18 protein-coding genes are annotated in these 24205 nt (G+C 51.2%); 16 read left to right on the top strand and 2 right to left on the bottom strand.

Features of this window, described 5'->3' with window-relative positions:
• Positions 1-73: 73 nt before the first annotated feature.
• The 5 genes from TY10_RS06385 to TY10_RS06365 all read left to right on the top strand — a co-directional run bounded on the left by TY10_RS06385 (position 74) and on the right by TY10_RS06365 (position 11377).
• Entirely contained in the window at positions 74-4591 is a 4518-nt protein-coding gene (locus tag TY10_RS06385; protein ID WP_052350400.1) for a DEAD/DEAH box helicase, read from the top strand.
• A gap of 4 nt (positions 4592-4595) precedes the next feature.
• A complete protein-coding gene (locus tag TY10_RS06380; protein WP_042161753.1) occupies positions 4596-6350 on the top strand; it encodes an ABC transporter ATP-binding protein in 1755 nt (584 codons plus the stop codon).
• 91 nt (positions 6351-6441) lie between these two features.
• Positions 6442-8202, top strand: a complete 1761-nt coding sequence (locus TY10_RS06375) for an ABC transporter ATP-binding protein (RefSeq protein ID WP_155985735.1) — start codon at positions 6442-6444, stop codon at positions 8200-8202.
• A gap of 75 nt (positions 8203-8277) precedes the next feature.
• Positions 8278-9552, top strand: a complete 1275-nt coding sequence (locus TY10_RS06370) for a stalk domain-containing protein (RefSeq protein WP_042161751.1) — start codon at positions 8278-8280, stop codon at positions 9550-9552.
• A gap of 946 nt (positions 9553-10498) precedes the next feature.
• Entirely contained in the window at positions 10499-11377 is an 879-nt protein-coding gene (locus tag TY10_RS06365; protein WP_042161748.1) for a radical SAM/SPASM domain-containing protein, read from the top strand.
• A gap of 208 nt (positions 11378-11585) precedes the next feature.
• On the opposite strand, the gene TY10_RS30295 is transcribed toward TY10_RS06365, so the two are convergent.
• A complete protein-coding gene (locus TY10_RS30295) occupies positions 11586-11756 on the bottom strand; it encodes a hypothetical protein (RefSeq protein ID WP_155985728.1) in 171 nt (56 codons plus the stop codon).
• A gap of 178 nt (positions 11757-11934) precedes the next feature.
• On the opposite strand from TY10_RS30295, the gene TY10_RS06360 reads away from it, so the two are divergent.
• The 5 genes from TY10_RS06360 to TY10_RS06340 all read left to right on the top strand — a co-directional run bounded on the left by TY10_RS06360 (position 11935) and on the right by TY10_RS06340 (position 17455).
• On the top strand, positions 11935-12639 hold the full coding sequence (locus TY10_RS06360) for a response regulator transcription factor (protein WP_042161746.1): 705 nt from the start codon (positions 11935-11937) through the stop codon (positions 12637-12639).
• Positions 12636-13646, top strand: coding sequence for a sensor histidine kinase (locus TY10_RS06355; protein ID WP_042161744.1), 1011 nt, complete (start codon positions 12636-12638; stop codon positions 13644-13646). Before TY10_RS06360 ends, TY10_RS06355 begins: the two co-directional genes overlap by 4 nt.
• Before the next feature lie 102 nt (positions 13647-13748).
• Complete coding sequence (locus TY10_RS06350) at positions 13749-14519, top strand: ABC transporter ATP-binding protein (protein ID WP_042161742.1); 771 nt, start codon at positions 13749-13751, stop codon at positions 14517-14519.
• On the top strand, positions 14494-16443 hold the full coding sequence (locus TY10_RS06345; protein WP_042161738.1) for an ABC transporter permease: 1950 nt from the start codon (positions 14494-14496) through the stop codon (positions 16441-16443). The genes TY10_RS06350 and TY10_RS06345 overlap by 26 nt, the downstream gene beginning before the upstream one ends.
• Positions 16444-16585: 142 nt before the next feature.
• Positions 16586-17455 carry an undecaprenyl-diphosphate phosphatase gene (locus TY10_RS06340; protein WP_042161736.1) on the top strand — a complete coding sequence of 290 codons (870 nt, stop codon included), beginning with the start codon at positions 16586-16588 and terminating at the stop codon, positions 17453-17455.
• Here the strand turns inward: TY10_RS06340 and TY10_RS06335 are convergent.
• Positions 17445-18680: a voltage-gated chloride channel family protein gene (locus TY10_RS06335; RefSeq protein WP_042161734.1), complete on the bottom strand. Its 1236-nt coding sequence runs from the start codon at positions 18678-18680 to the stop codon at positions 17445-17447. The two genes, TY10_RS06340 and TY10_RS06335, sit on opposite strands and share 11 nt — an antisense overlap.
• Before the next feature lie 121 nt (positions 18681-18801).
• Between TY10_RS06335 and TY10_RS06330 the strand changes: the two genes are divergently transcribed.
• The 6 genes from TY10_RS06330 (at position 18802) to TY10_RS06305 (ending at position 24110) form a co-directional block, all read left to right on the top strand.
• Positions 18802-19872, top strand: a complete 1071-nt coding sequence (locus TY10_RS06330; RefSeq protein ID WP_042161732.1) for a M42 family metallopeptidase — start codon at positions 18802-18804, stop codon at positions 19870-19872.
• Positions 19873-19943: 71 nt separating this feature from the next.
• A complete protein-coding gene (locus tag TY10_RS06325; RefSeq protein WP_042161731.1) occupies positions 19944-21275 on the top strand; it encodes a sensor histidine kinase in 1332 nt (443 codons plus the stop codon).
• Entirely contained in the window at positions 21272-21892 is a 621-nt protein-coding gene (locus TY10_RS06320) for a response regulator transcription factor (RefSeq protein WP_042161729.1), read from the top strand. The genes TY10_RS06325 and TY10_RS06320 overlap by 4 nt, the downstream gene beginning before the upstream one ends.
• A 122-nt stretch (positions 21893-22014) precedes the next feature.
• Entirely contained in the window at positions 22015-22476 is a 462-nt protein-coding gene (locus tag TY10_RS06315) for a thiol-disulfide oxidoreductase DCC family protein (RefSeq protein ID WP_042161727.1), read from the top strand.
• Positions 22477-23400, top strand: coding sequence for a DoxX-like family protein (locus tag TY10_RS06310; RefSeq protein WP_042161724.1), 924 nt, complete (start codon positions 22477-22479; stop codon positions 23398-23400). It begins immediately after the preceding gene.
• Positions 23400-24110, top strand: coding sequence for a DUF4166 domain-containing protein (locus TY10_RS06305; RefSeq protein ID WP_042161721.1), 711 nt, complete (start codon positions 23400-23402; stop codon positions 24108-24110). Before TY10_RS06310 ends, TY10_RS06305 begins: the two co-directional genes overlap by 1 nt.
• The last annotated feature ends 95 nt before the right edge of the window (positions 24111-24205 follow it).

The raw sequence follows: 24205 nt of genomic DNA, 5'->3' as shown, positions 1-24205 counted from the left end.
TTTGGCTTATCGAATGGACGGCTGGTATAATAAGGGATAAAGAAAGTTACTTTAGTTATGGAGCTGAGGAAGGTTGCCGAATTCATCGATGAAAGCGTTCCATCCCGCTATAGCACAGTGGTTCCGTTCCTCTTTCGGAGAGGAAACTGACGTCCAGCGGCAAGCTTGGCGGTCGATAGCAGCAGGGGAGCATACGCTAATAGCGGCTCCTACCGGATCGGGCAAAACGCTGGCTGCGCTGCTACCTTGTCTGGACAGCGTCGTGAAGTCCAAATTAAGCAGCGTTATACAATCACAATCTGGTGTCCGTATCCTATATATTACGCCGTTAAAGGCGTTGAACAATGATATTTTTGATCATCTGATTCGTTTTGTCGAGGAAATCGACGCGGCGGCAGGTGCTGCCGAGCTGGAATGGCCGGGCATCCGCTGCGCCGTGCGAACCGGTGATACAACAAGCTCCCAGCGGGCTGCGATGCTGAGGAAGCCGCCGGAAGTACTCATTACGACTCCGGAATCACTCTATATTTTACTGACCTCAGAGAAAGGTCGTCAGCTGCTGCAGACTGCCGAATATGCCATCGTCGACGAAATTCACCAGCTTGCAGCGGATAAAAGAGGCTCGCATTTGTCGTTGTCGCTGGAGCGGCTAGAACGGCTGGGCGGCCGCCGGCTTCAGCGCATTGGCGTATCGGCTACCCAGAAACCGATGGAGCGAGTGGCCCGTTTTTTGGGGGGCTGGTCGGCTGAGACTGAGGAAAGGGCTAGTGCGGCGGATATTGTCGCCAGTGAGGTGCATCCCTTAGGTTATACACCACGGCCGGTTACTATTATTGAGAGCTTCATGCAGAAAAGAATGGCCGTGCTTGCGACAATGCCCGATCACAAGCAGCCGATGCCGACGCGAGAGTCGGTGTGGTTTCCGCTGCTTGACCGGCTGTTTGCTTTAATGGCGGACAGCCGCTCGGTGCTGCTCTTCGTCAATAGCCGAAGACTTTGCGAGCGGCTTTGCTTGCGGCTCAATGATCATGCGGGCTATGAAATTGCCCGTGCCCATCACGGCAGCATGGCGAAGGAACGGCGGCTGGAAGTGGAGCGGCAGCTGAAAGCCGGGGAGTTGCGCTGCATTGTCGCGACCTCGTCACTGGAATTAGGCATCGACGTTGGCCATGTCGATCTTGTTATTCAGTTAGATTCGCCCCTTGATCCTGCCGCAGGCATACAGCGTATCGGCAGGGCAGGTCATGCTGTCGGAAGCGTTAGCCGCGGTGCGATCGTAGCCCGCAACCGGGGCATTCTGCCGGAAGTCGCGGTGCTCAGCAAGCTGATAACGGAGCGTGAAATCGAGCCGATCGAGATCGCAGCGGATCGGCTCGATGTGCTCTCGCAGCAGACGGTGTCCATTGTAGCCGCAGAAAATGTAACGCTGGAGCAGCTTCACCGGCTAATTGCAGGCAGCGACAGCTATCGGAGCTTCCCGAGGGACCGGCTGGAGGATATGGTCAAGGTGCTGTCGGGCATGTATCCGTTCGCCAAGCCGCTAATCGACTGGAATCGTGCGACGGGCTTGCTGAGCAAACGGGGAAGTACATCAGTTGCCGCGTTAACCGGAGCCGGGACGATTCCTTCCAGCTCGGCTTATCCCGTTCATCATGTGGACAGCCGTGTGCATCTGGGCGAGCTGGATGAAGAATTTGTGCAGGAGAGCCGGGTTGGCGACGTATTCCAGCTGGGCACGAATGCCTGGATGATCCGCCGTATCGACAAGGACCGCATCTATGTGGGAGAGGCGGCGAATTCCTTCAGCGAGATTCCGTTCTGGCGTAATGAAGGTCCGGGCCGCAGCTATGCGCTCGGAGTGCAGGTTGGCTCTTTTCTGGCCGAGCTGCAAAGCCGTCTAGGGCTGGTCTACGAGCCAGAGAAAGACGAGGTTAAAGGAGGCACCGAAACGCAGGATCAGCAAGTTATCGACTGGTTAAACAGCGAATACTATTTGGACGATTATACGGCCAATCAGCTGATTTCCTTGGTTCGCTCCCAGCTTGCCTTCAGCGAGCTGCCGACCGACCGTCGGATCGTTATTGAGCATTACAAAGATGTGATGAATCAGACGCATGTCATCATGCATAATCCGTTCGGGAGAAGGGTGAATCGTACGTGGCTGCTGGCGATAGAGCGTCAATTCGAGCAATTGCTGCCCTATCGTCTTTACGGAAACGCCAAGGACAACGGTATTGAATTTGTATTGCCGGAGTGGGACGAGTCCTGGCTGCAAGCGATCTGGCATGTCGTACCGGAAAATGTGGAATCGCTTCTCATGGAAGGGATCACCGGTTCGCCGCTGCTTGCGATCGCTTTCCGCCATATCGCGGAAACGTCGCTGCTGCTGTCGCGCAGCTTTACCCGGACGCCGCTATGGCAAAAACGGCTGCGCAGTGAAGAGCTGCTTCGGGAAGCGCTGCCTTATGCTGATCGCTTTCCTTACTTGACGGAGGCGGTGAAAGAATGCCTCCATCAATATCTGGATTTGGACAGACTTCGCGACCTGCTCGGTCAAATTCGCAGCGGGCAGATCGAGGTCGTCATTCGCGAGACGAATTTCCCTTCGACACTCGCTACTCAGTTTTTGTCCGATTATGTGAATATGCGGGTCTATGAGGGCGACGGTCTTGATGCTGCCATTCAAATGCAGCTGATGAGCGTCAGCAAGGATCTAGCTGGCCGGTTGTTCGGCGATGATGCGGTTCGTAAGTCCATTCCCGAGCAGGTGCTTGAGATGGAGCGAAGACGGCTGGAGGAAGAACATGAGAGGATGGCAGCGCCGGAGGATTTGTATCGCCTGTTGAAAAGCAGAGGTGATTTGAGTATGGCCGAGCTAACCAAGATTGCCGGGGAGAAGGCTGGAGAATGGACAGATGTGCTTCTGCGGTCAGGTCAACTGCTCCGTATCGATTTTGGAGATCAGCAGCAAGGATATCTCGATAACGAGAGGTGGATATGCAGTGATGAAGCGGACGTGTACGCTGAGTTTCCTAACACCAGCACATCCGCTGCTTTTATAATCGGAAGATATGCCGAGCAGGTGTTATCCTTCACGGAGGTGGAGTTATACGAGCGTTATCCTATGCTCGATCTGCAAGCCGCGAAGCGAATGGTCGACACGCTGCGCGAACAAGGCGTAATTGTACAAGCCCCGTTCGCGGGAAGTGCAGAGGAACGGTTATGGACAGGCCGCCGCGCTGCTTCGAGAATCGTCAAGTTGTCGATTGGAGAAGCGCGCAAGGCGACGGCGCCTGTTCAGCCGATGCGCTGGTGCGCGCAAATTGCGCTCCAGCAGCATGCGCTTCAAGGGACGCAGCTGCGAGGCGGTGAGGGCTTGCGAACGGTTATCGAGAAGCTGCAGGGGCTTTATTTTCCATTATCGCTCTGGGAAACCGTTATATTTCCTTCGAGGCTTGCAGATTACCGGAAGGAAGAGCTTGATTTGCTATGCGCAACGGGTGAGGTGTTGTGGCTGGGACTCAAGAGTGCAGGCGAGAAGGAAGGAAAGGTCGCTTTCTTCCTGACGGAAAATAAGCCGCTGTATGAGCCTTATGTGCAAGCGGGCCAACAGCGAGAGGCTTCTCATCCCAAGCTTCTAGAAAGCTTGCGTTCTAACGGAGCGAGCTTCCTCACTCGGTTAAGCCGGGATGCAGGGCAATTGCCTACGGAGACGTTGTCGGAGCTGCTTGAGCTCGCCTGGTCAGGTCAAGCGTCTAATGACCAATTCGCGCCGCTCCGTCTAACTGCAGGGAAGAAAGGGAAGGATTGGGCGCGAAGCGGATCGGGCCTTGGCCGATGGTACTGGACCGGCTCGTTGGTTGATGAGAAGTCCGCCTCTGGTCACGAATTGGAAAGCGCAAGTGCGGACAAAGAGCCGTCTCCAGCCTATTGGATTAGACATTTGCTCGATGGCTACGGAATCGTGACGAAGGAGCTTGTCACCGCTTTAACACCATATAGCTGGGAGCATTTGCTGCCGGTTTTGCGGAAGCTGGAGGAATGGGGCACCATTACGCGCGGCATTTTTATCGAAGGTACGATGACGATGCAGTTTACGACACCGGAACTTGCACAATCGATACGCCAGCCGCTTCTTCAAGGAAGCAACTCTGCGATTACTTTGCTTTCTGCAGTAGATCCGGCTAACCCTTTTGGGTTGATTATGGATTGGCCGGAGCGGGAGGGCTGCACATTTGCCCGTAAGCCTGGCAATTATCTCGCTTTTAAAGGGGAGCAGCTGCTGTATTGGATGGAGGGCAACGGCAAGCGGGTATTTACATTCGATTCAAGTGACAATCGGAAGACCGCAGCCGGAAAGTCGAGTGAACCGGTTGTGCTGCAAGAGCTGCAAGCTGTATTCGGTGAACTGCTTCGCAGGCAGAAACTAACGAAGCTTGTCATCGACAAATGGAACGGCGAAGAGGCGGTTGTGTCCGAGGCGGGGAAAAAACTGGAGCAGCTCGGTGCTGAACGCGACCGGAAATCACTCGTGCTTTGGCTCAGTCAATTCAACACGAAATCGAACCCCGCTTTAGAAGAAGGGGAGTGACAGCTTGCGATATATGACAAAGTACATCCGCAAATACGGTGTATTGTTTACTTTCTCCATTCTGCTCGTGTCCGGTGAAGCGTTCGTCGATCTGCTGCAGCCGACCATCATGGCCCGGATCGTTGATGAAGGCGTTGCTTCGCGGGACATGGATATCGTATTACGACTTGGCGGCTGGATGCTGTTCATAACGGCAATTGGCGCGATCTGTGCATCCGGCAGAAATATCGTATCCAGCTGGGTGTCGCAGCGATTCGGGTCGGAGCTGAGAGAGGAGCTTTTCGAAAAAATTCAACGGCTCAGCTTCGCTCAGATCGACCGATTCGACCGTGCATCACTCGTCACCAGGCTTACGAACGATGTCACACAAGTGCAGAACTTCGTCAATGGTATGATGCGTGTATTCGTGAAAGCGCCGCTGCTTGGCATCGGAGGCATCATTATGGCTTTTCGGCTTAATCCGTATTTATCACTGGTGCTTGTTGTCGTTATTCCCATTGTTGGCTTGCTCATTGTAATGAACATGCGAGTTGGATTCCCGCTTTTCCTGAAGGTGCAAATGGCTCTTGATAAGTTGAACAGCGCGATGCGCGAATATTTGTCCGGTGTGAGAGTTGTGAAAGCCTTTAACCGTTTTGACTATGAGGTCGATAAATTTAATGACATTAACGAACAGTATGAAAAACGTTCTATTCATACGCAGCGGCTGATGGCTTTATTCAGCCCCGGTGTCACATTTGCCATGAACGTTGGCATTGTGGCTGTTATCTGGCTGGGTGGAATTCGAGTGAACGGCGGCAATATGCAAGTCGGCCATATTATTGCGTTCGTCAATTATATGACGCAAATTCTGTTTTCTCTCACAACGATGACGATGATTACGAATATGTTCGTAAGAGCTAAAGCTTCCACAGGCCGAATTACAGAAGTGCTGGCAGAACAGGATGGAATGGATACAAAAGCTGCAGCAGAAAATTCATCGGTCAGCAAACGCAGGGAGCTTCACGGCGCGATTGAATTCGACCAGGTCTCGTTTTCTTATGAAGGAGCGGACGGCGAGCCTGCGCTTAAAACGATCAGCTTCCGCTGCGAGCCGGGAGAGACGGTGGCGATCATCGGTTCAACCGGTTCCGGAAAAAGCAGCCTGATCCACCTTATTCCAAGGTTTTACGATGCTACATCTGGCGTACTTCGTATTGATGGCGTAGACGTTAAGGAGATGGATACAGAGGAGCTGCGCGATAGGATAGCGCTAGTGCCGCAGCAATCGATTCTGTTTACGGGAAAGGTTGCCGACAATATCCGGATTGGCAAGCCTGATGCTACGGAGGAAGAGATTGAAGAAGCAGCAGTAATGGCATCTGCTCATGACTTTATTTCGAAAATGCCAGAGGGCTATAGTACGTTATTAGGTCAAGGCGGCGTTAATTTCTCCGGCGGGCAGAAACAGCGGGTGTCCATTGCACGGGCGCTTATCCGCAAGCCGGATATATTGCTGCTGGATGATTGCACAAGTGCATTGGACAGTAAGACAGAGGCTTCAATCAAGCAGGCGATTCGCCAGTTTGCGAGACAGACGACGACTTTGCTTGTGGCACAGCGTATTTCGTCGGTCAGAGATGCAGATAAAATCATTGTGCTCGACGATGGGGAGATCGTAGGCAGCGGTACGCATGACGAGTTAATGGTGCGATGCAGCGTCTATCAAGAAATCTATCGTTCTCAGACCGGCAAGGAGGCAGGCAGCCATGCAGGATGAACGGAACAGCAAAAGCAAAGGACCGGAAGCCGGACAAGGCGCTGCTCCGCCAGATCAGGATCGCATTCAGCTAGCTCCGGGAAGACCTGGCATGAATCGGGGAGCGGTACAAAAACCGAAAAACTTCAAAGGAACGCTATTGCGATTATGGAGTTATATGGGCGATGAGCGAAAGCGCCTTATGATTGTTTTTTTATTTATTTTGGCAGGGACAGGAGTTGTACTGCTTGGCCCCTACCTGATCGGCAGAGCCATTGATGCCATGACGATTGACAATCAAGTGAATTTTAACCTGCTGCATACGGTGCTTTTAGTCTTATTGGGCGCTTACGTAATCGATGCCTCATTCAACTTGGTGCAGGGCTGGATGATGGCTGGCATTTCTCAGCGAATCGTGAGCAGGCTTCGTAAAACGCTTTTCAGCAAGCTGCAAAAGCTGCCGCTTGTCTACTTCGATACGCGCAGGCATGGTGAACTGATGAGCCGGTTGTCCAATGACATCGATAATGTCAGCACCTCGGTCTCGCAGACGGCGGCACAGCTGATGAGCGGAGGCATTATGCTGATTGGCTCTCTGATTATGATGCTGGTGCTTAGTCCGCTGCTCACTTTAGCAAGCCTCATTACGGTTCCGCTCGTTTATCTGCTGGCAAGAACGGTGACGCGGCGCACGAAGCAGCTATTCAAGGCGCAGCAGGCGGAATTAGGCAAGCTGAACGGGCAAATGGAGGAAACCGTATCTGGTTTTCTTGCGGTTAAAGCTTTCAATTATGAACGTACCGCTATTACGGAATTTCAAGGTGTTAACGAGCAATTGCGGAAAGTTAGCACGCGGGCGCAGATTTGGTCGGGCTTCATGATGCCGCTCCTCGCAGTAATCAGTAATTTGGGGTTTGCTGCCGTTGCCATTGCAGGCGGGATTATGGCCGTAAAAGGGATGATTACCGTCGGTGTTATAGCGAGTTTTTTGAGCTACTCGAGGCAGTTCGTCAGACCGCTTAATGATTTGGCTAACGTGTACAATGTACTGCAATCGGGTATTGCGGGGGCGGAACGGGTATTTGAGGTGCTGGATGAACAAGAAGAAGAGAATGATCCTCCAGGAGCGGTGGAACTCGTGAATCCGCGAGGCAAGGTCGAATTCCAAGGCGTACGATTCGGCTATCGCAGTGATTCACCGATTGTACAAAATATGAGCTTCACAGCAGAGGCTGGGAGCAGTACCGCACTCGTTGGTCCAACGGGCGCAGGCAAGACGACGGTTATTAATCTGTTAGCTCGTTTTTACGATGTATCCGGCGGTTCGATTTCAATTGATGGCATCGATATTCGCAATTATACGAGAGACAGCCTGCGGCGCAGCTTCGGCATCGTGCTGCAGGACACTTATTTGTTCTCGGGCACGGTTAAAGAAAATATGAAATACGGTAAGCCGGATGCTAGCGATGAGGAAGTGAAGACTGCCGCACGGATGGCAGGCGCAGAGGGCTTCATCCGCAGGCTGCCGCAGCAATACGATACCCCTTTGACAGAGAATGGCGGCAATTTGAGCCAAGGTCAGCGGCAACTGCTTGCGATCGCCAGGGCGATGCTGGCCAATCCGTCGATTCTTATTTTGGATGAAGCGACCAGCAGCATTGACACCCGGACCGAGCTGAAAATCCAAGAAGCGATGCTGAAGATGATGGAGGGCCGAACCAGCTTCGTCATTGCGCACCGGCTTTCGACCATTCAGAACGCAGATACGATTATCGTCATCGACCGCGGCCAAATCGTCGAGCAGGGCTCTCATGACGAGCTGATGCGAGGAGCGGGCGTTTACGCTGATATGCATCGCAGTCTATCAGTCTAGCAGCTCCATAATTTGGTTCATAGCGTTTCCTCTGATATAATAGACAGATATTAGTATATTTGGAGGGAATCTAGCATGCGAAAATGGGGAAAGACCGCAGTTGCTGCAATTTTAGCCGCTGTCGTATTGCAAGGATCAGTTCCTTCGCAGGCAGCAAACGCCGCAGCTACGGCGACGATTCTATTAGATGATGTGCCGCTGGCGTTTGACTCGCCGCCGATTATCGAGAATGGCGTTACGCTCGTGCCTTTCCGGACAATCGGTGAGGCGCTTGGTATCGGAGTGAAGTGGGAATCATCCAGTAATACGGTAACGGCTGCAGGTACCAAAGACGGCAAAGCTGTCACGGTAAAGCTTCAGGTCGGCTCGAAAACAGCGGTGGTCAACGGGCAAAAGGTAAACTTGCCTGCTGCTGCCGCGATGCGCAGCAATCGCGTGCTCATTCCGCTTAGCTTTTTCAGTACGCAGTTCGGCGCAACGGTAGGCTGGAAGCAGGAGACCTCAACAGTTACGATCGTATCTCCGCAAAAGGAGATGCATTTGCGCGCTTTCTATGCGCTGCAATCTTTTAAAGAGAAGGATTTAATAGATTCGATGAATTCGGTTGCATTCGGATGGAGCCGAATTGACCGGGACGGCAAGTTTACACTGACTGGTGCCGAATACCGTATTCCGGAGTCGTCTGGCGAGACGACTGCACAATCGTTGATTGATGATGCCGGGACTAACGGCATCAAGCCTTATTTGATGGTCTATTCGGTTGACGGGCAAGGCGAGCTGACGAAGATGCTGGGCAGCGAGACGCTTCGCGCCGATTCGATAGAGGGAATCGCCGCTGCTGTGACCGATTATCAGTTTGGCGGGGTTGTGCTCGATTTCGAAGGGCTGGGCTTCAAGTTAGATAAGCAGGAACAGCAAAAACTGCTAAACAACTATGTGAAGCAGCTGAAAGCGGCTCTGCCTGCTGATACTGCATTATCGATTGCTGTCCATGCATCGAATAGCGCTTATCTTGGCTATGATTATAAAACGCTGGCGACTATCGTGGATGATCTGATCCTGATGGCTTATAAATACAATCCGGCAGGAATAGGATCCCAAGTTCCTGAGCCGAACAGCAAAGTAAATGAAGCGATTGAAATGACGCTGAAGGCGGGCGTACCAGCCAATAAGCTGCTGCTCGGTATTGACATGAGCGCCGAAAAGCCCGACTCTATCGATGATAAGCTTGGCTTGGTCAAGCGAAATGGATTAAAAGGCGCCGCATTCTGGCGGCTTGGTCTGTTCAGGCAATACACAGATGGAATGGAAGCAGCAGTGTCGGCTTCGGCAGTGAAAGAGAAATCATAGAATTGTAGCAGAAAGCGGGGCGGCCTCTGAACAAGGCCGCCCCGCTTTCTAATGTAGAACAGTAATAAACGATCAAACCATCCTCCTAGCACTACTGATGGATATAAGCTACACGTAAGCAACTAACTAAATCTCTGGACATTTGACCTCTCACAAATTGCTGGATCTAAGCAGTAGTCACTGATTAGACCGCCGCCACCCTTTATTCCTCTGCCAATAAGGAACCTGCTTTCCCCTCTGGGCACTTTTTCCTCCAGTTCCCCCATCAACCTGCATATTTGCAGCAATATGACGATTTCAATCGTCGATAATGCCGCTGACAACCTGCATTTTTACATTTTGATTCATGAACAAGCACCTCTAACGAACCTGCTTCGCTAAAGAGCGAATTGGATTTCGCTACACGCAGCCTAGACAAGTATGCTCAACGCTACAGCGAACTAAATTTCGTTGTTGGAGAACCTAGCTTCCCCAGTAGCGAAAATCCCTTCGCTAATACTCGAAAGCAGCTGACATTTGTGCATTTTGAGTACAATTTGCGATCCGACCTTCGTTAAATTGCGAAGCAGGTTCGTTGCAGGTTACTTTCTTGAAGTTGTTGTGGGAAACGGGTGATTAATCGAGGCAGAAGTGAATGGGGTGTTTGTAGCAGTCTACTTCTGCTTATTGTTTTTATGTTTACTGTTTGAACTAATGTTTTCTATTGTTTGCAGCGTTGTAGGGTGAGCGGAGCGTTTTGAGTTCAGGATGACATTTTGAAGATTCGTTCATATATCAACATGTAAGCGATGGGAAATAGAATCAAGAACGGCAGCATGAACCAAAACGCGCAGCGAGGCCGGGTTATGGTGCACTAGAAGTTAAAGATAGGCTGAGTGAGCCCGATGATGGTATAATAACCTAATAGGTAGAGAAACAGGCATTTACCAGATTGGAGCATTCCGGCATGAAGAAGTTCAAAAAGTTCTATATGGAAATAACGAGCATCTGCAATTTGGCATGCAGCTTTTGTCCGCAAACCCAGCGGGCGAAAGGATTTATAGCAGTGGAAGATTTCACAATGCGCTTGGATCAGATCAAGCCGCATACTGATTATATTTATTTTCACCTGAAGGGCGAGCCGCTGCTTCATCCGAAGATCGATCAGCTGCTGGATATTAGCCATGAGAAGGGCTTTAAGGTCAATATTACGACGAACGGCACGCTGCTGCAGAAAAATAAGCAAAAGCTGCTGACGAAACCAGCGATTCGCCAAATGAATTTTTCCTTACACAGTTTTGACGGACATGAAGGCTCCGTAGATAAAGACGGTTATATCGGCAGTGTGCTTTCGTTCGTTAGGGAGGCGCTGGAGCAGACGGATATGCTCATTTCGCTGCGGTTATGGAATTTGAGCGAGGATAATATGACAAATGCGCAGCGCAACCGCAACCGCGAGATTTTGTCCACTATTGAAAAGGAATTTGAGCTCGATTACCTTATCGAGGAGCGTGTATCGCCGGGAAGCGGCTTGAAGCTGACTGATCGTGTATATCTTAATCAGGATTATGAATTTGAGTGGCCGGATCTGAAGGCAGAGGAGGATGACGGAAAAGGCTTCTGCCACGGACTTCGCAATCAAGCGGGTATTCTGGTAGACGGTACCGTTGTACCGTGCTGTCTGGACGGCGAAGGTGTAATCGATCTTGGCAATATTAATGATCAGCCGTTTTCTGAAATCGTTGAAGGCGAGCGGGCAACCCGGCTCTATGAAGGTTTTTCAAGACGGGAAGCGGTCGAAGAGTTATGCCGCAAATGCGGCTATCGCAAACGTTTTGGAACTTAGCGATAGCAATGAATGAAAATAAGCAGCCGCGAAAGATCGCGGCTGCTTATTTTGCAGTATGCTGTCAGTGCTAGCAAAGCGCGAACAATATCTGAAAAGTTTGGAACAATACATGGAGTAAAGAACGGGAAGCAGTAGGCGACAACTAAGCCGAACATGCTCGTAACCGTGAAAAACAAAAAGACGTCGTTGAAGGCGAAGCAAGCGTCTAGCGGTTGTAGCATATGCCGGGCAGTATTCGCCAATCGAAGTAGCGCGGTGCAGCTGCGCCGCCGATCTGCGTGAATTGAGCGGCTTGCTGCAGCGATTGTAGGCGCTGTTGAATAAACAATTGCAGCATGGACGGATTGTTTTTCAAAATGTTGTAAAGTAGCACCATCTCTCCTGAAGGTTTGATAGCAGCCATTAGATGTCGAGCTTGTGCTCTATCTTATAGCGGTATGTGCCTATCCGTGCTGGAAAAGATAGCGGGTGATCGCCAGCCAAAACATTTGCGATACAGCGTTTATTCGTGAATAATGAAGAAGATAGGTTTAGAGGGAAGGGTAGGGAAGCAGGTGTTCAAACTTTTTATTGTGGAGGATGATCAACATCTTGTCCGGCTGCTGGAGGATCATCTGCAAAAATTCGGCTACGAGACACGTGCCGTACAGGATTTCGAGACGGTCAAGCAGCAATTCGAGCAATATTCACCTCATCTCGTACTGATGGACGTCAATCTTCCCCGGTTCGACGGCTATTATTGGTGCAGACAGATCAGAAGCTCGTCCACCTGCCCGATTCTATTCATCTCCGCCCGAGAGGGGAAGATGGATCAAGTGATGGCGCTAGAGAATGGCGCAGATGATTATATGACCAAACCATTCGATTATGAGATTGTAACCGCGAAAATAAACAGCCAGCTCCGGCGTGCTTACGGCAGCTATGCAGCAGCGCAGACAGATAACCGCATCTTGGACGTTAGCGGTTTGACGCTGGATTCCGAACGGCTGCAGTTGAACTATCAGTCGCAATCTGTGGAGCTTAGCTTTACAGAAATGAAAATGATGAATGAATTAATGAAGCGCGCAAGTCTGGTCGTCAGCCGGGACCGGCTGCTAGAGACGATCTGGGATGACCAAGCTTTTGTAGATGACAACACGCTTAATGTCTATATGACCCGTATACGTAAAAAGCTGGCGCAGCTCGGAATCGAGCATGCCTTGCAGACGATACGCGGCCAAGGCTATCGGCTCAATCCTGACTGGGGGCTGGCGCAGTGAAGCTGTTTCTGCGCGAGCAAAGCTCGCTTATTCTCATTTATGTATGCCAACTGCTAGTAACAGGACTTGTTTACTGGCTCGATGGCTTTCATAAGCTGGACACGGCCATCTATGCGGCCTTGCTGAGCGGCTGTATTCTGTTGATCTACTTGGTGTACCGCTATTTATCGAATCGGACCTTCTATAAGCAATTATCTGCACCTGCCGGTTCACTGGCATCCTATTCGACAGGTGCGGCAGCTGCCAAACAATATACACCGTTAGCCGAGGCGCTTCATCAGCTGCAAAAAAGCCAATTCAAGCTTTATCAGTCGGAGCTGCTCCAACTGAAGCATAAGAACGAAGAGCATAGCCAATTTGTCAATCAATGGGTTCATCAGATGAAGACACCGATCTCGGTCATTCATTTATTGATACAAGAAGAGGATGACAGCCGGTTTCGCGCCATCGGCGACGAGCTGGACAGGCTTCGCAAGGGGCTGGAGACGGTTCTCTACACGTCGAGGCTCGATCGTTTCGAGCATGACTTGCATGTTGAGCAGCTAGTCCTTGAAACCGTCATTCGGAATGCAACCTCCAGCCACAAACGGCTGTTCATCCGCAGCAGCGTCTATCCGCAAATCGATATCGGCAAGCAATTAACGGTCGCATCGGATGACAAATGGCTAAGCTTCATTATCGCTCAGCTAATTACGAATGCCGTTCGCTATACGGCGGGCAAAGGTACGAAGGTTTATTTTAACGCTTATCTAAGCGGGGAGCAGACCCTTCTTGAAGTACGGGACGAAGGCATCGGTATTCCGAAAAGCGATCTGCCGAAAGTGTTTGACGCCTACTTTACAGGAGAGAACGGGAGAAGATACGAAGAATCGACGGGCATGGGCTTGTATTTGGTCCGGCAAATATGCGAAAAGCTAGGGCATACTGTTGAGATCAATTCTGTGGCTGGCGAAGGAACGACGGTAACGATCCGGTTTAACAAGCGTTTCTTCAATAATGGCATCTAACCTTACAATTTAGTAAGGAAACTGTAAGCTGCATAAATAGAAAGCGCGTACCAGTATTCGATATACTGGTTGCAAGAGGGCGGCAGGGGGTGAAGCGGCGAGTTGGCATTGCTTGAGGTGAATCAATTAACAAAAATTTATGAGGGAAAAGTAGCCCGTACAGCGCTGGATCATCTGCACTTTTCTGTTGAGGAAGGCGAATTTGTAGGCATTATGGGGCCTTCCGGCAGCGGGAAAACAACGTTGTTGAACGTGATCGCAACAATCGACGAACCGACGGCAGGCTCAGTCAGCCTGCGCGGACATGACCCGCACTCACTAAATAAGGAAGAGATGGCGCTTTTCCGCAGACGGGAGCTTGGCTTCGTCTTCCAGCAGTTCAATCTGCTGGATACGCTGACGGTGGAGGAAAATATCGCGCTGCCGCTTTTGCTCGACGGAATTCCAGTCCAAGAGTCAGAGCAGCGCTTGCAGCGAGTGATGCAGAAGCTGTCGCTTACTGCAAACGGCGAACAATTTCCTTACGAGCTGTCTGGCGGGCAAATGCAGCGTACGGCAATCGCTAGAGCGATAATTCACCATCCCGCTTTGCTGATGGCCGACGAGCCGACAGGCAATCTGGATTCCAAATCGGCAGGCGATGTGATGTCGTTGATTTCTGCCTTGAATGCGGAGGAGCGAACAACCGTATTGATGGCGACGCATGATGCGGTGGCAGCGAGCTACTGCAGCCGGGTTATTTTCGTAAAGGACGGAAGGTTCTATAACGAAATTTATAAAGGAGACAGCAGACAGCAGTTTTTCCAGAACATCATCGACATGCTGTCGCTGCTCGGAGGCGACATTCGTGACCTTTCTTTCGTTCGCCCTTAGAAACGTCATACGCAACAAACGAACCTATGCCGCTTATTTCATCAGCAGTGCTTTCTCCGTCATGATCTTTTTCGTATGTGCCTTGTTCACAAGCCATCCGGCCATTAAAGACGGTTTGCTGGCAGACTCGGCTGTGAATGCGATGGTGGGAGCAGAATGGATTCTCTACGCGTTTGCTTTTCTGTTCGTGCTGTATTCAGTCAGTTCTTTTCTGAACAGCCGCAGCCGGGAGTTTGGCATATACCGGATGCATGGAATGACGACACGGCAGCTCGGCAGCCTCGTCTTCTGGGAGAATATGCTGATCGGAATTGCAGCTATCGGACTTGGCATCGTCGCAGGCTTGTTGACCGGAAAGCTGTTCCTGATGGTATGCAGTGCTTTTCTCGACATTCCATCCCTGCCGTTTCAAGTAACAGCGTCTCCGCTGTTTTGGACCATCGGATCATTCACCGCATTGTTTGTTGCCATCTCGCTCATTACATCTGCGATGCTGGGGTCCAGCAAGCTTGTGGATCTGTTTCAGGCAGGGCAGCGGCCGAAGGCGAACCAAAAACCGTCGGCATCACTTGCCTTACTGGCGATCCTGCTGCTTGCCGCAAGCTATGTGCTGGCAGCTACGTCGGTCGCTACCACGGTCTATTATCGCGTGATTCCAGTCGTAGCTATGACGGTCTGCGGAACATACTTACTGTATGCACAGTTCATTGGCTTGGCCGTTCAAAGACTGAAGCAGTATCGTCCCTTGTCCTGGCGGCGCACCAATGTCGTTACAATTGCCAGTCTGGCGCATCGGTTCAAGGATAATGCCCGGATGTTTTTCATGGTGACGATTTTATCGACAGTCTCGTTCTGTTCCGTAGGGGTATTCGCTTCCACTCATACGCTGCTGCGATCCTTTCTGGACGATTACCCGTCGGCGATCGCTTATATAGCCAAGCAGGGCAGTCAGGTGGAAGAAGAACATGTGGAGCAATTGAAAGGGGAATTGGCGTCGAAGGGAATTCCGTACAAGGTTGCAGAGATGCCAATTCATTATGTCGAGGTTCGGGGTACCAGCACGCCCAAGCGGCTGCAGACGCTCCCGATCATCCGGCTCTCAGACTACAAGACGGCAGTCGAGCTGGCAGGACATACTTTCGATGAGAAACCGCTAGAGGACGGGGAAGGACTCGTCATTCTGACCACACAGCGTGAGAGAAGCTTTATAGCCGCCCGCAAGAAGGATAGCTATCTGCTTATTGACCAGCCCGGCATAACGATTCGTGAAATCGGCTACACGTCGCAGGTTCCAATTCCGAACTACTTATCAGCTAAACTGGACATTGAGCTTGAAGCCCAATTCGGCGGTATCGTCGTAAGCGACGCCTTATTTGAACGCATCGTGCCGGATTCCGTAGACCGGTATACCGGGTTCTATGTTCCGGACTATAAGGAGACAGCAGGGATTGGTGCACAATTGGCGAAAGACGGACTCGTCCGTTACCAGACTGAGGCGCCTTATGCCATCACGGTAAGCGGAACGCTGTATGAGGTGCAGAGAAGCTTGTACAGCATGATGCTGCTGATCTCGCTATTGATAGGAGCTATGTTCTTCCTTGCCGCAGGAAGCTTCCTTTATTTCCGGCTATACTCCGATCTGGATTATGACCGCAGGCAATATGCGATGATTGCCAAGCTGGGCCTGACGGATAAAGAATTGGCCGTTATCGTAACGAGGCAGCTTGCTATTCTGTTCTTCGTTCCGACAGGTGTGGCAGTCGTGCACAGCCTGTTCGCGTTCGCAGCGCTGCAGACAATGTTCTATTTGTCCGTTGCTGCTGAGCTTATAATTGTGCTGGCAAGCTTTGTAGCCGCTCAGCTGGCTTACTTTTATTTTATCCGGCAGCGGTATTTACGGAATTTGAGGAAAAGAATGAGCTGACTGCTGGAACTATGGTCACAGCTTCGTAAATTGCGAAAAAGCTCGAAGGAGCGCGCAGGTAATCGCAATATGCTATTATGAATAAGGAATTGCGCGGCAGCGCAAGGAATATAACCCGTTAAACAAAGGAGATCAAGCAGCAATGGATTTTATTGAACTTTTAAAAGCATTTATTCTCGGCATGGTAGAGGGACTTACGGAGTTTGCGCCGGTCTCGTCAACGGGACATATGATTATCGTCGACGACATGTGGCTGAAATCCGAGGAATTTCTAACGAAATATGTAGCCAATACGTTTAAAGTCGTGATTCAGCTTGGCTCCATTCTAGCGGTCATTATCGTATTCCGCCAAAGATTTATTGATTTGCTTGGTTTAAACAAGCTGTTAGGCAATAAGAAGGGCCTTAGAGGCGGAGAAGCGGCTCCAACAGCAGTCGAAGGTCAAAAGCGTCTGAAGCTTGCGCAAGTTATCGTTGGTTTAATTCCGGCAGCTGTTCTTGGTCTCCTGTTTGAAGATTATATCGATGATTATTTGTTCTCGACTGCTACCGTACTGATTGGTCTAGTAGTAGGTGCAATATTAATGATTATCGCGGATTTTTACAGCTCGAAAAAACCGAAGGTCGATTCGGTCGACCAAATTACGTACAAGCAGGCGCTCGTTATCGGCCTCATTCAATGCTTCTCGCTGTGGCCAGGCTTTTCCCGTTCCGGCTCAACCATTTCGGGGGGCGTACTGATGGGACTCAGCCACCGTACGGCGGCTGACTTTACCTTTATTATGGCCGTGCCGATTATGTTCGGCGCCAGTATCTTGTCGCTGTACAAAAACTTGGAATACTTTACGATGGATGCACTGCCGTTCTTCATCGTCGGCTTTATTGCGGCGTTTGTTGTGGCGCTAATCTCGATCCGTTTCTTCCTGAAACTAATTAACCGCATTAAGTTATTGCCGTTTGCGATTTATCGGATCGTACTTGCGGCCGTTATCTACTTCGTATTTATTTTCTAAGATCCATGAACTGAAATCGGGGCCGCTGTGAGCTATAAATGCCGCCGCGGCCGGAGCAGAAGTAGGCGATGGCACAGCCGATTAGCATATAAAGCGGCCCAAAGCCGTCGATGCCGAACAGCTCGATGCCCATCACGACGCTTGCGAGCGGCGTATTGGCTGCTGCCCCGAACACGGCAATTAGGCCGATCCCGGCAAGCAAGGGCACGGAGGCGGAAAGCAGACCGCCAAGCGTACTGCCAAGTGTAGAGCCGATCACGAACAGCGGCGTCACTTCTCCGCCTTGAAAGCCTGCTCCAAGAGTAACTGTCGTGAAGAGAAGCTTCGCTATGAATACTATAGGAGAGGCGGCTTGCTCGAAGGACTGCTCTAATAAGGGCAGGCCTAAGCCCAAGTAATCCCGAGTGCCAAAGACAAAGACGAGCGCGATAATAATTGCGCCGCCGATGAAGCTTTTGAGCGGGGCATTCGGAAACCATTTTGTCATCATAGCCTTTATCCTGTGCGTCAAAGCGCTGAACAGCCACGCTGTCAGCCCGAACAGGATGGAGGCTATTACTATTTTCAGGAGAAGCATCAAGCTGAATGCGGGAACCTCGCCCCAGGAATAGGAGGCATGCCGGACACCCCATGCAAGTACAGTGAAGTGGCCTGCAAAGCTGGCCAGCAAGCAAGGAATGGCTGCACGATAATGCAAAAAGCCGAGGGCGACGACCTCTAGTGCGAATACCGCGCCGGCAAGCGGTGTGCCGAATACGGAGCCGAAGCCGCTGCTGATGCCGCACATGAGCAGGATTTGACGTTCAGGGGCGCTTAGCCCAATACGCCTGCTTAATCCGTCCGCCAGACTGCCGCCCATTTGTACGGCTGTGCCTTCGCGACCTGCCGAGCCACCGAACAGATGGGTAACGACCGTGCCAAACAGCACGAGCGGCGCCATTCGAAGCGGCACCGCAGTACCGCCGCTCTCGTAAATCCGTTCGAGCAGCAGATTGTTGCCTTTGCCAGCTTCCTTCCCGTACCGTGAATACATCCAACTGACGATAGCTCCCCCTATCGGGAGCAGCCACAGCAGCCAGCCATGTGTCATGCGAAGTTCTGTAGCGCCTTCCAGTAATGCCAGAAAACCTGCGGATGCCGTACCGGCGAGAAGTCCGGCTGCGATTGCTAAAGCAAGCCATTTGATTGCTATAAATACATATCGTGTATGTGGATTGAGCAGCATACGAAGTCCTCCATGAAATTATCAGATAGCGAATAAGTACAACAAAGTGATTTTACTCCATATTTTAGCCGGTGCATAGGATATGGTAAAATGACGGGATAGAGCTGAAGGAGTGAGTAAGATGACAAATACATTTCAACCTGACTTGAATCGAGCTTACATATTGGAGCGATTGGCGGAGCTTCTCGCTACGCCAAGTCCAAGTGGTTACTGTATGGCAATCATGAAGCTGCTGGAAGCGGATGCTGCCAAGCTGGGCTGGACGATGGAGCGGACGCCAAAAGGCAATGGCATCATTACCATTCCTGGCACTTTGGAAGACAGCGGCAATACGCTCGCCCTCACGGCCCATGTCGATACACTTGGCGCTATGGTTCGCTCTGTAAAACCAAATGGCATGCTGCGCTTTACGCCAATCGGCGGATATGCAATGCAGACAGTGGAAGGCGAATATTGTCTGATTCATACACGCGACGGCCGTCAATATGAAGGGACGGTATTGTCGACCAAGCCTTCCGTCCATGTCTATCCGGAAGCTCGTGACTGGAAACGAGAAGAGGCGAACATGGAGATTCGTCTTGACGAGGAGGTTGCCTCCAAGGAGGACGTATCGAAGCTTGGCATCCAGCCGGGCGATATCGTATCATGGGACCCGCGCACGCGGTTTCTTGCGAACGGCTGGATCAAGTCCCGCCATCTGGACGACAAAGCGAGTGTAGCCGCGCTGTTTGGCGTGCTGGAATGGATGTCGAGATCAGGCATTCGTCCGGAACGTACCGTCAAACTTATCTTTTCCACATACGAAGAGGTTGGTCATGGCAACGCCTATATGCCTTCTGATATTACGGAACTGATTGCGGTCGATATGGGAGCGATTGGGGACGATCTGACGACCACGGAGCATGATGTGTCGATCTGTGCCAAAGATTCATCAGGACCGTATGATTATGAAATGACTTCAAAACTTATTGAGCTTGCTAGAACAGCGGGCATTAAGCATGCGGTGGACATTTACCCGCAATACGGCTCTGACGCCTCTGCTGCCTTGCGGGGAGGAAGCAATGTCCGTGCTGCGCTTATCGGCCCTGGCGTACATGCATCCCATGGAATGGAGCGTACGCATGCCGATGCAGTTGTGAATACGGCAAAGCTGCTCATCACCTATATGATGGGGAAAATGCCCAATGCGTGAAATAACAGGTGATGACTGTAATCGCTTATGATACGATTACGCTATCACTTACTTGAATAGGCGGTATCGCTATGCTTTTTTATTTTTTCGCGCTGCTTGCGGCGGCGGCCGTCGTGGCTGCCGCGAATCCGCGCAGCGAGCCGAACCGATGGGCGGCGGCGTTTCTAGTCTTCGCTTCAATCGGCGGCGTTGCAGATACACTGTATGAAGCCGGTTACAGGGCGGCGGGACATGCCGTTCAACTGTTGAATCATACAATCACGCCATATGGAGTGCTCCTGTTCAGCATCGTTTATTCGGAGTCGATTCGGAGCAAGAAGGCACGGCTGTACGCCAAGCTGCTGCTGCTCCTGCCTCCGGCAGCTACAATTCTAGCGGCTTCTTCCGGCAGGCAGGTATTCGAAATTCCATACGGACTATTGTTACTATGGACCGCTCCTTATTATTTAACGGCATGCTTTCTGCTGCTATGGGCATTGTGGCGGGAAGAGGACAGGAAGAGGCGGAGGAGCCGCTTGATTGTTACTGTCATTATCGTTCCTACCGTTATCGCGGTGCTCGTCTTTATTAACGTTGCGAATATATTTATTCCGGATTTTCAATTTTTCCGCTATATATCGTTTTTTATATTGTTCTCGCTTACCGTTGCGCTGCTAGGCAGCTTTGCAATTGGCGTGCTTGGCGTGAAGCTCCGGTTCGAGCGTGATCCGCTGGAAGACGCAATGAAGACTGCAAGCTCCGGGACGACGCTGCTCAACCATTCGATTAAAAACGAAATCGGCAAAATCGCCTTAAGCTCAGAAAATCTGAAGTACTCGCTGGCGGACAGTGACGCCGTATCCAAGCAGCATCTTCAGATCATTGCCAATGCTTCGGACCATTTGCTGCAAATGGCGGAACGGATGCATAGCCAGACTAAAGAGCTCGTTTTGGCTAAGCAGAGGTACCGGCTGGATGAATTAGCAGATCGTTGTCTGCTGCAGCATGGGTCCGTTTTCGAGCAAGCGGGAATTGTCGTGTCAGTTGATTATGTGGTCCGGCCGACGCTACTTGGAGACCCGCTTCACGTCAGCGAAGCACTCGGCAACGTTCTGATGAATGCGATTGAGGCGATGCAGGACGGCGGTTTGCTCACGATCCGGCTAACAGCAGAGAAGAAGAGTTTCAGATTAATAGTTCAGGATACAGGAGAAGGCGTACCACCGAGTACCATCGCACAGGTGTTCCAACCCTTTTACAGTACAAAAAATCGGGGCAGCAACTTTGGCCTAGGACTTTCTTACGTTTACAATGTAATGCGCAAAAGTGGAGGAACGGCGGAGCTAACCAGCGTGATTGGCGCGGGAACCTCTGTTGCCTTGCTTTTTCCGGCCAAGCTATCAGGAGCGGAGGATGGGAAATGAGCCATATTAAAGTGCTGCTCGTCGAGGATGATCCCGATTGGATCAAAGCGATGACCGCGTACTTGAATAAAGAAGAGGATTTGCTTGTTGTTGGTGCTGCGGAAGGCGCGACTGAGGCGCTGCAGCTTGCCGGTACGCTTGAGTTTGACGTCGCCCTTCTTGATATCCAGCTGAGCGGCAGCCGGCTGGACGGCATTCAGCTTGCGATCGAAATGCAAGACATTAATCCGGCCAAGCTTATTATGCTGACCTCTTTGAGCGATGAAGCCGTTATGACGCAAGCGTTCACGGCAGGTGCGATCAATTATATTGAGAAGGCGAGCTTCAAGGAGCTGCCTCACGCCATTCGAAGTGCTCATCGGAATCCTGCGGCGATGGAAGCCCTATTGAAGGAGCTGTCGCGATTGAAGCGGGAGGAGCAATTGAACGTACTAACCGCAGCGGAACGCGAAGTATTCGAATTGATTGAAGAGGGCTATACCCAGCCGCAAATTGAGAAAAAGCTGTTCAAAGCAGAGAGTACGTTGAAAAATCAAGTAAACAAAATGCTCAAGAAGCTGGGCGTGCGCAGCAGCAAGGAAGCGGTCGCGAAAGTAAAGCGCAAAGGCTTGCATTGATCGTTCCATTGGGGAGGGTACTACGGAATGTAGTACCCTCTTTCCGTACCGTTCTATAGAAGTTGGAACTGCCTCCAGAGGAAAAAACGGGATACACTTAGAGCAGAAAGGAAGCGATTGGGATGAGCAGGGGCAAGATTGAAGGAGATGCAGAAGGGGGCGCAGGGCAGATCACGCTGCTCGTAGACGGCGAGTGTGTATTGTGCCACTGGATTACCCGTTTCGTAACGAAGCGGGACAGCAAGGAAAGATTCCGTTTCGCGGCCCTTCAGTCAAAGGCAGGTCAGCGGCTGCTTCAGGCAGGCGGTCTATCCACGGAAGACTTGGATACGTTCGTCATGATCGACGGCAGCCGTTACTATACGAAATCGGATGCTGCGCTGCGCGTGCTCAGACAGCTGGATGGCGCATGGCCGCTTTTGTATGGAGCTGTCATTGTTCCCGCTCCGCTCCGTAATGTTGTGTATTCGCTCATCGCCGGAACTCGTTATAAGGTATTCGGCCGTGTAGAGGAGTCTTGTCCACTGCCGACGGCGGCTATGCGGAACCGATCGCTGGAAGATGAAGAGCAGGGAGCGGATTGAATGCACAATAAACCGGTCTATGTTGAGACTGAAATTGCAGCTGATATAGAAGCGCTTTGGCTTCATACCCAATCGCCGGATTTGCATCAGCAATGGGATTTGCGATTTTCGGAAATTGCCTATTTGCCGAAGCCGGATGATGAGGGGCTTCCGCAGCGTTTTCTATATCGGACTAGGATCGGATTTGGCTTGGCTGTATCCGGAACGGGTGAGACGAAGGCGATCTTTCACAAAAGAAGCGGAGAACGGACTTCTACGCTTCGGTTTGGCTCCGGGCAGCAGATCTCCCTTATAAAGGAAGGCTCAGGCTTTTGGAAATACCGGCCGCATGGCGATAGGGTCACCTTTTTGACGCAGTATGATTATGAGACGAGATGGGGAGCGGCGGGCCAATGGTTTGACCGTATCGTATTCAGACCGATGTTCGGCTATGCCACTGCCTGGAGCTTCGACATGCTGCGCATCTGGCTGGAAGAGCGGATACCGCCTTCCGTCAGCATCCAACGGGCAATTGTACATTATGTTTCGCTGACAATGCTAGCCGTACTATGGCTTTATGAAGGGATTGTACCGAAGCTGTTATATCCTGAATACGGGGAATTGGCGATGCTGGAGCAGTTAGGGTGGTTTACTGGCTTGGAGCGTATTATGCTGCAGCTGCTTGGGGCAGGTGAAATCGTTATCGCTCTGGTGACGGTGAGATGGCATCGGAAGACGTCCATATTTGTCTGGCAATCCGTATTGCTGTTGCTGCTGCCCCTTGGGGCGATATTGGGAAACCCCACAATTGCCCTATCGCCATTCAATCCGTTGACGCTAAGCTTGCCTATGATTGCACTCGCTTTTACTACAGCATTGACTACCCGTCAGCTGCCGCAGGCCAGCCGTTGTCTGCGCAAACCTAATGATAGGAGTGTTGGATAATGGCCATTCTTGCAAAAATATTCGAGGCTGCTCCGGCATACGTCTCCATTTATGAGAAAATGCTGGGCGATGAGTTCCGCCGGCTTCATCCGCGTATTCAGGAACGCTTTGGCTTCAGCAGCTCCGACGGTGTTGCTTCTATCGGGAGCGGGGAGATGGATTTTATTTGGTACAATAAACTAGCGTATTTCCCGCTGATGCTAGGTGCTTCAAGGCATATTATGTTTCCGCAAGGCGGCAAACGAATTCCGTTTTCGATCGAAAACTTTGCGTATCGCGACCGGTATGGACGAGAGACGGTCACTTGGATCCGCAAATTCAAATTCAATAATAAAGTGCGCCGATTCGATGCAACGATGATCTATAGCGAGGAAAGAGAGCAGATCGTCGATTACTTGGGAGATAAGCAGCATCTGGCGGTCGATCTGGCATTGTCTGTAACGGACAAAGGAGGGATTCGTATCCGCTCCGGCGATCAGCGTTTTTACGAAGGGATGATGGGGTTCCGGCTCCCCCGAATGCTAACGGGAATTGCGGATGTTGAGGAATGGTATGACGATACTGCCCAGCGCTATTGCATATCAGTTAAAGTCACCAGCTCCCTGATCGGCACTGTTTTCTGTTATCGGGGACATTTCACAGCGGAAAAGCGGCAAGCAAAGCTGCTGCCTGCTGATGTAAGGCCGCTGCGTGAGGAACGCCGGGAATAGGAGAGTAAAGCAAATAAAGCAGGCAGCGGGTCGGGAGAACGCATGTCTGCTTTATTCGTTTCTTTATAGAAAGTTGCCTGCTTCCACTAAAGTTC

Source organism: Paenibacillus gorillae (assembly GCF_000513275.1).
GTDB lineage: Bacteria > Bacillota > Bacilli > Paenibacillales > Paenibacillaceae > Pristimantibacillus > Pristimantibacillus gorillae.
The sequence above is the reverse complement of the archived record's forward strand: the minus strand, read 5'-3'. Positions and strand labels throughout refer to the sequence as shown.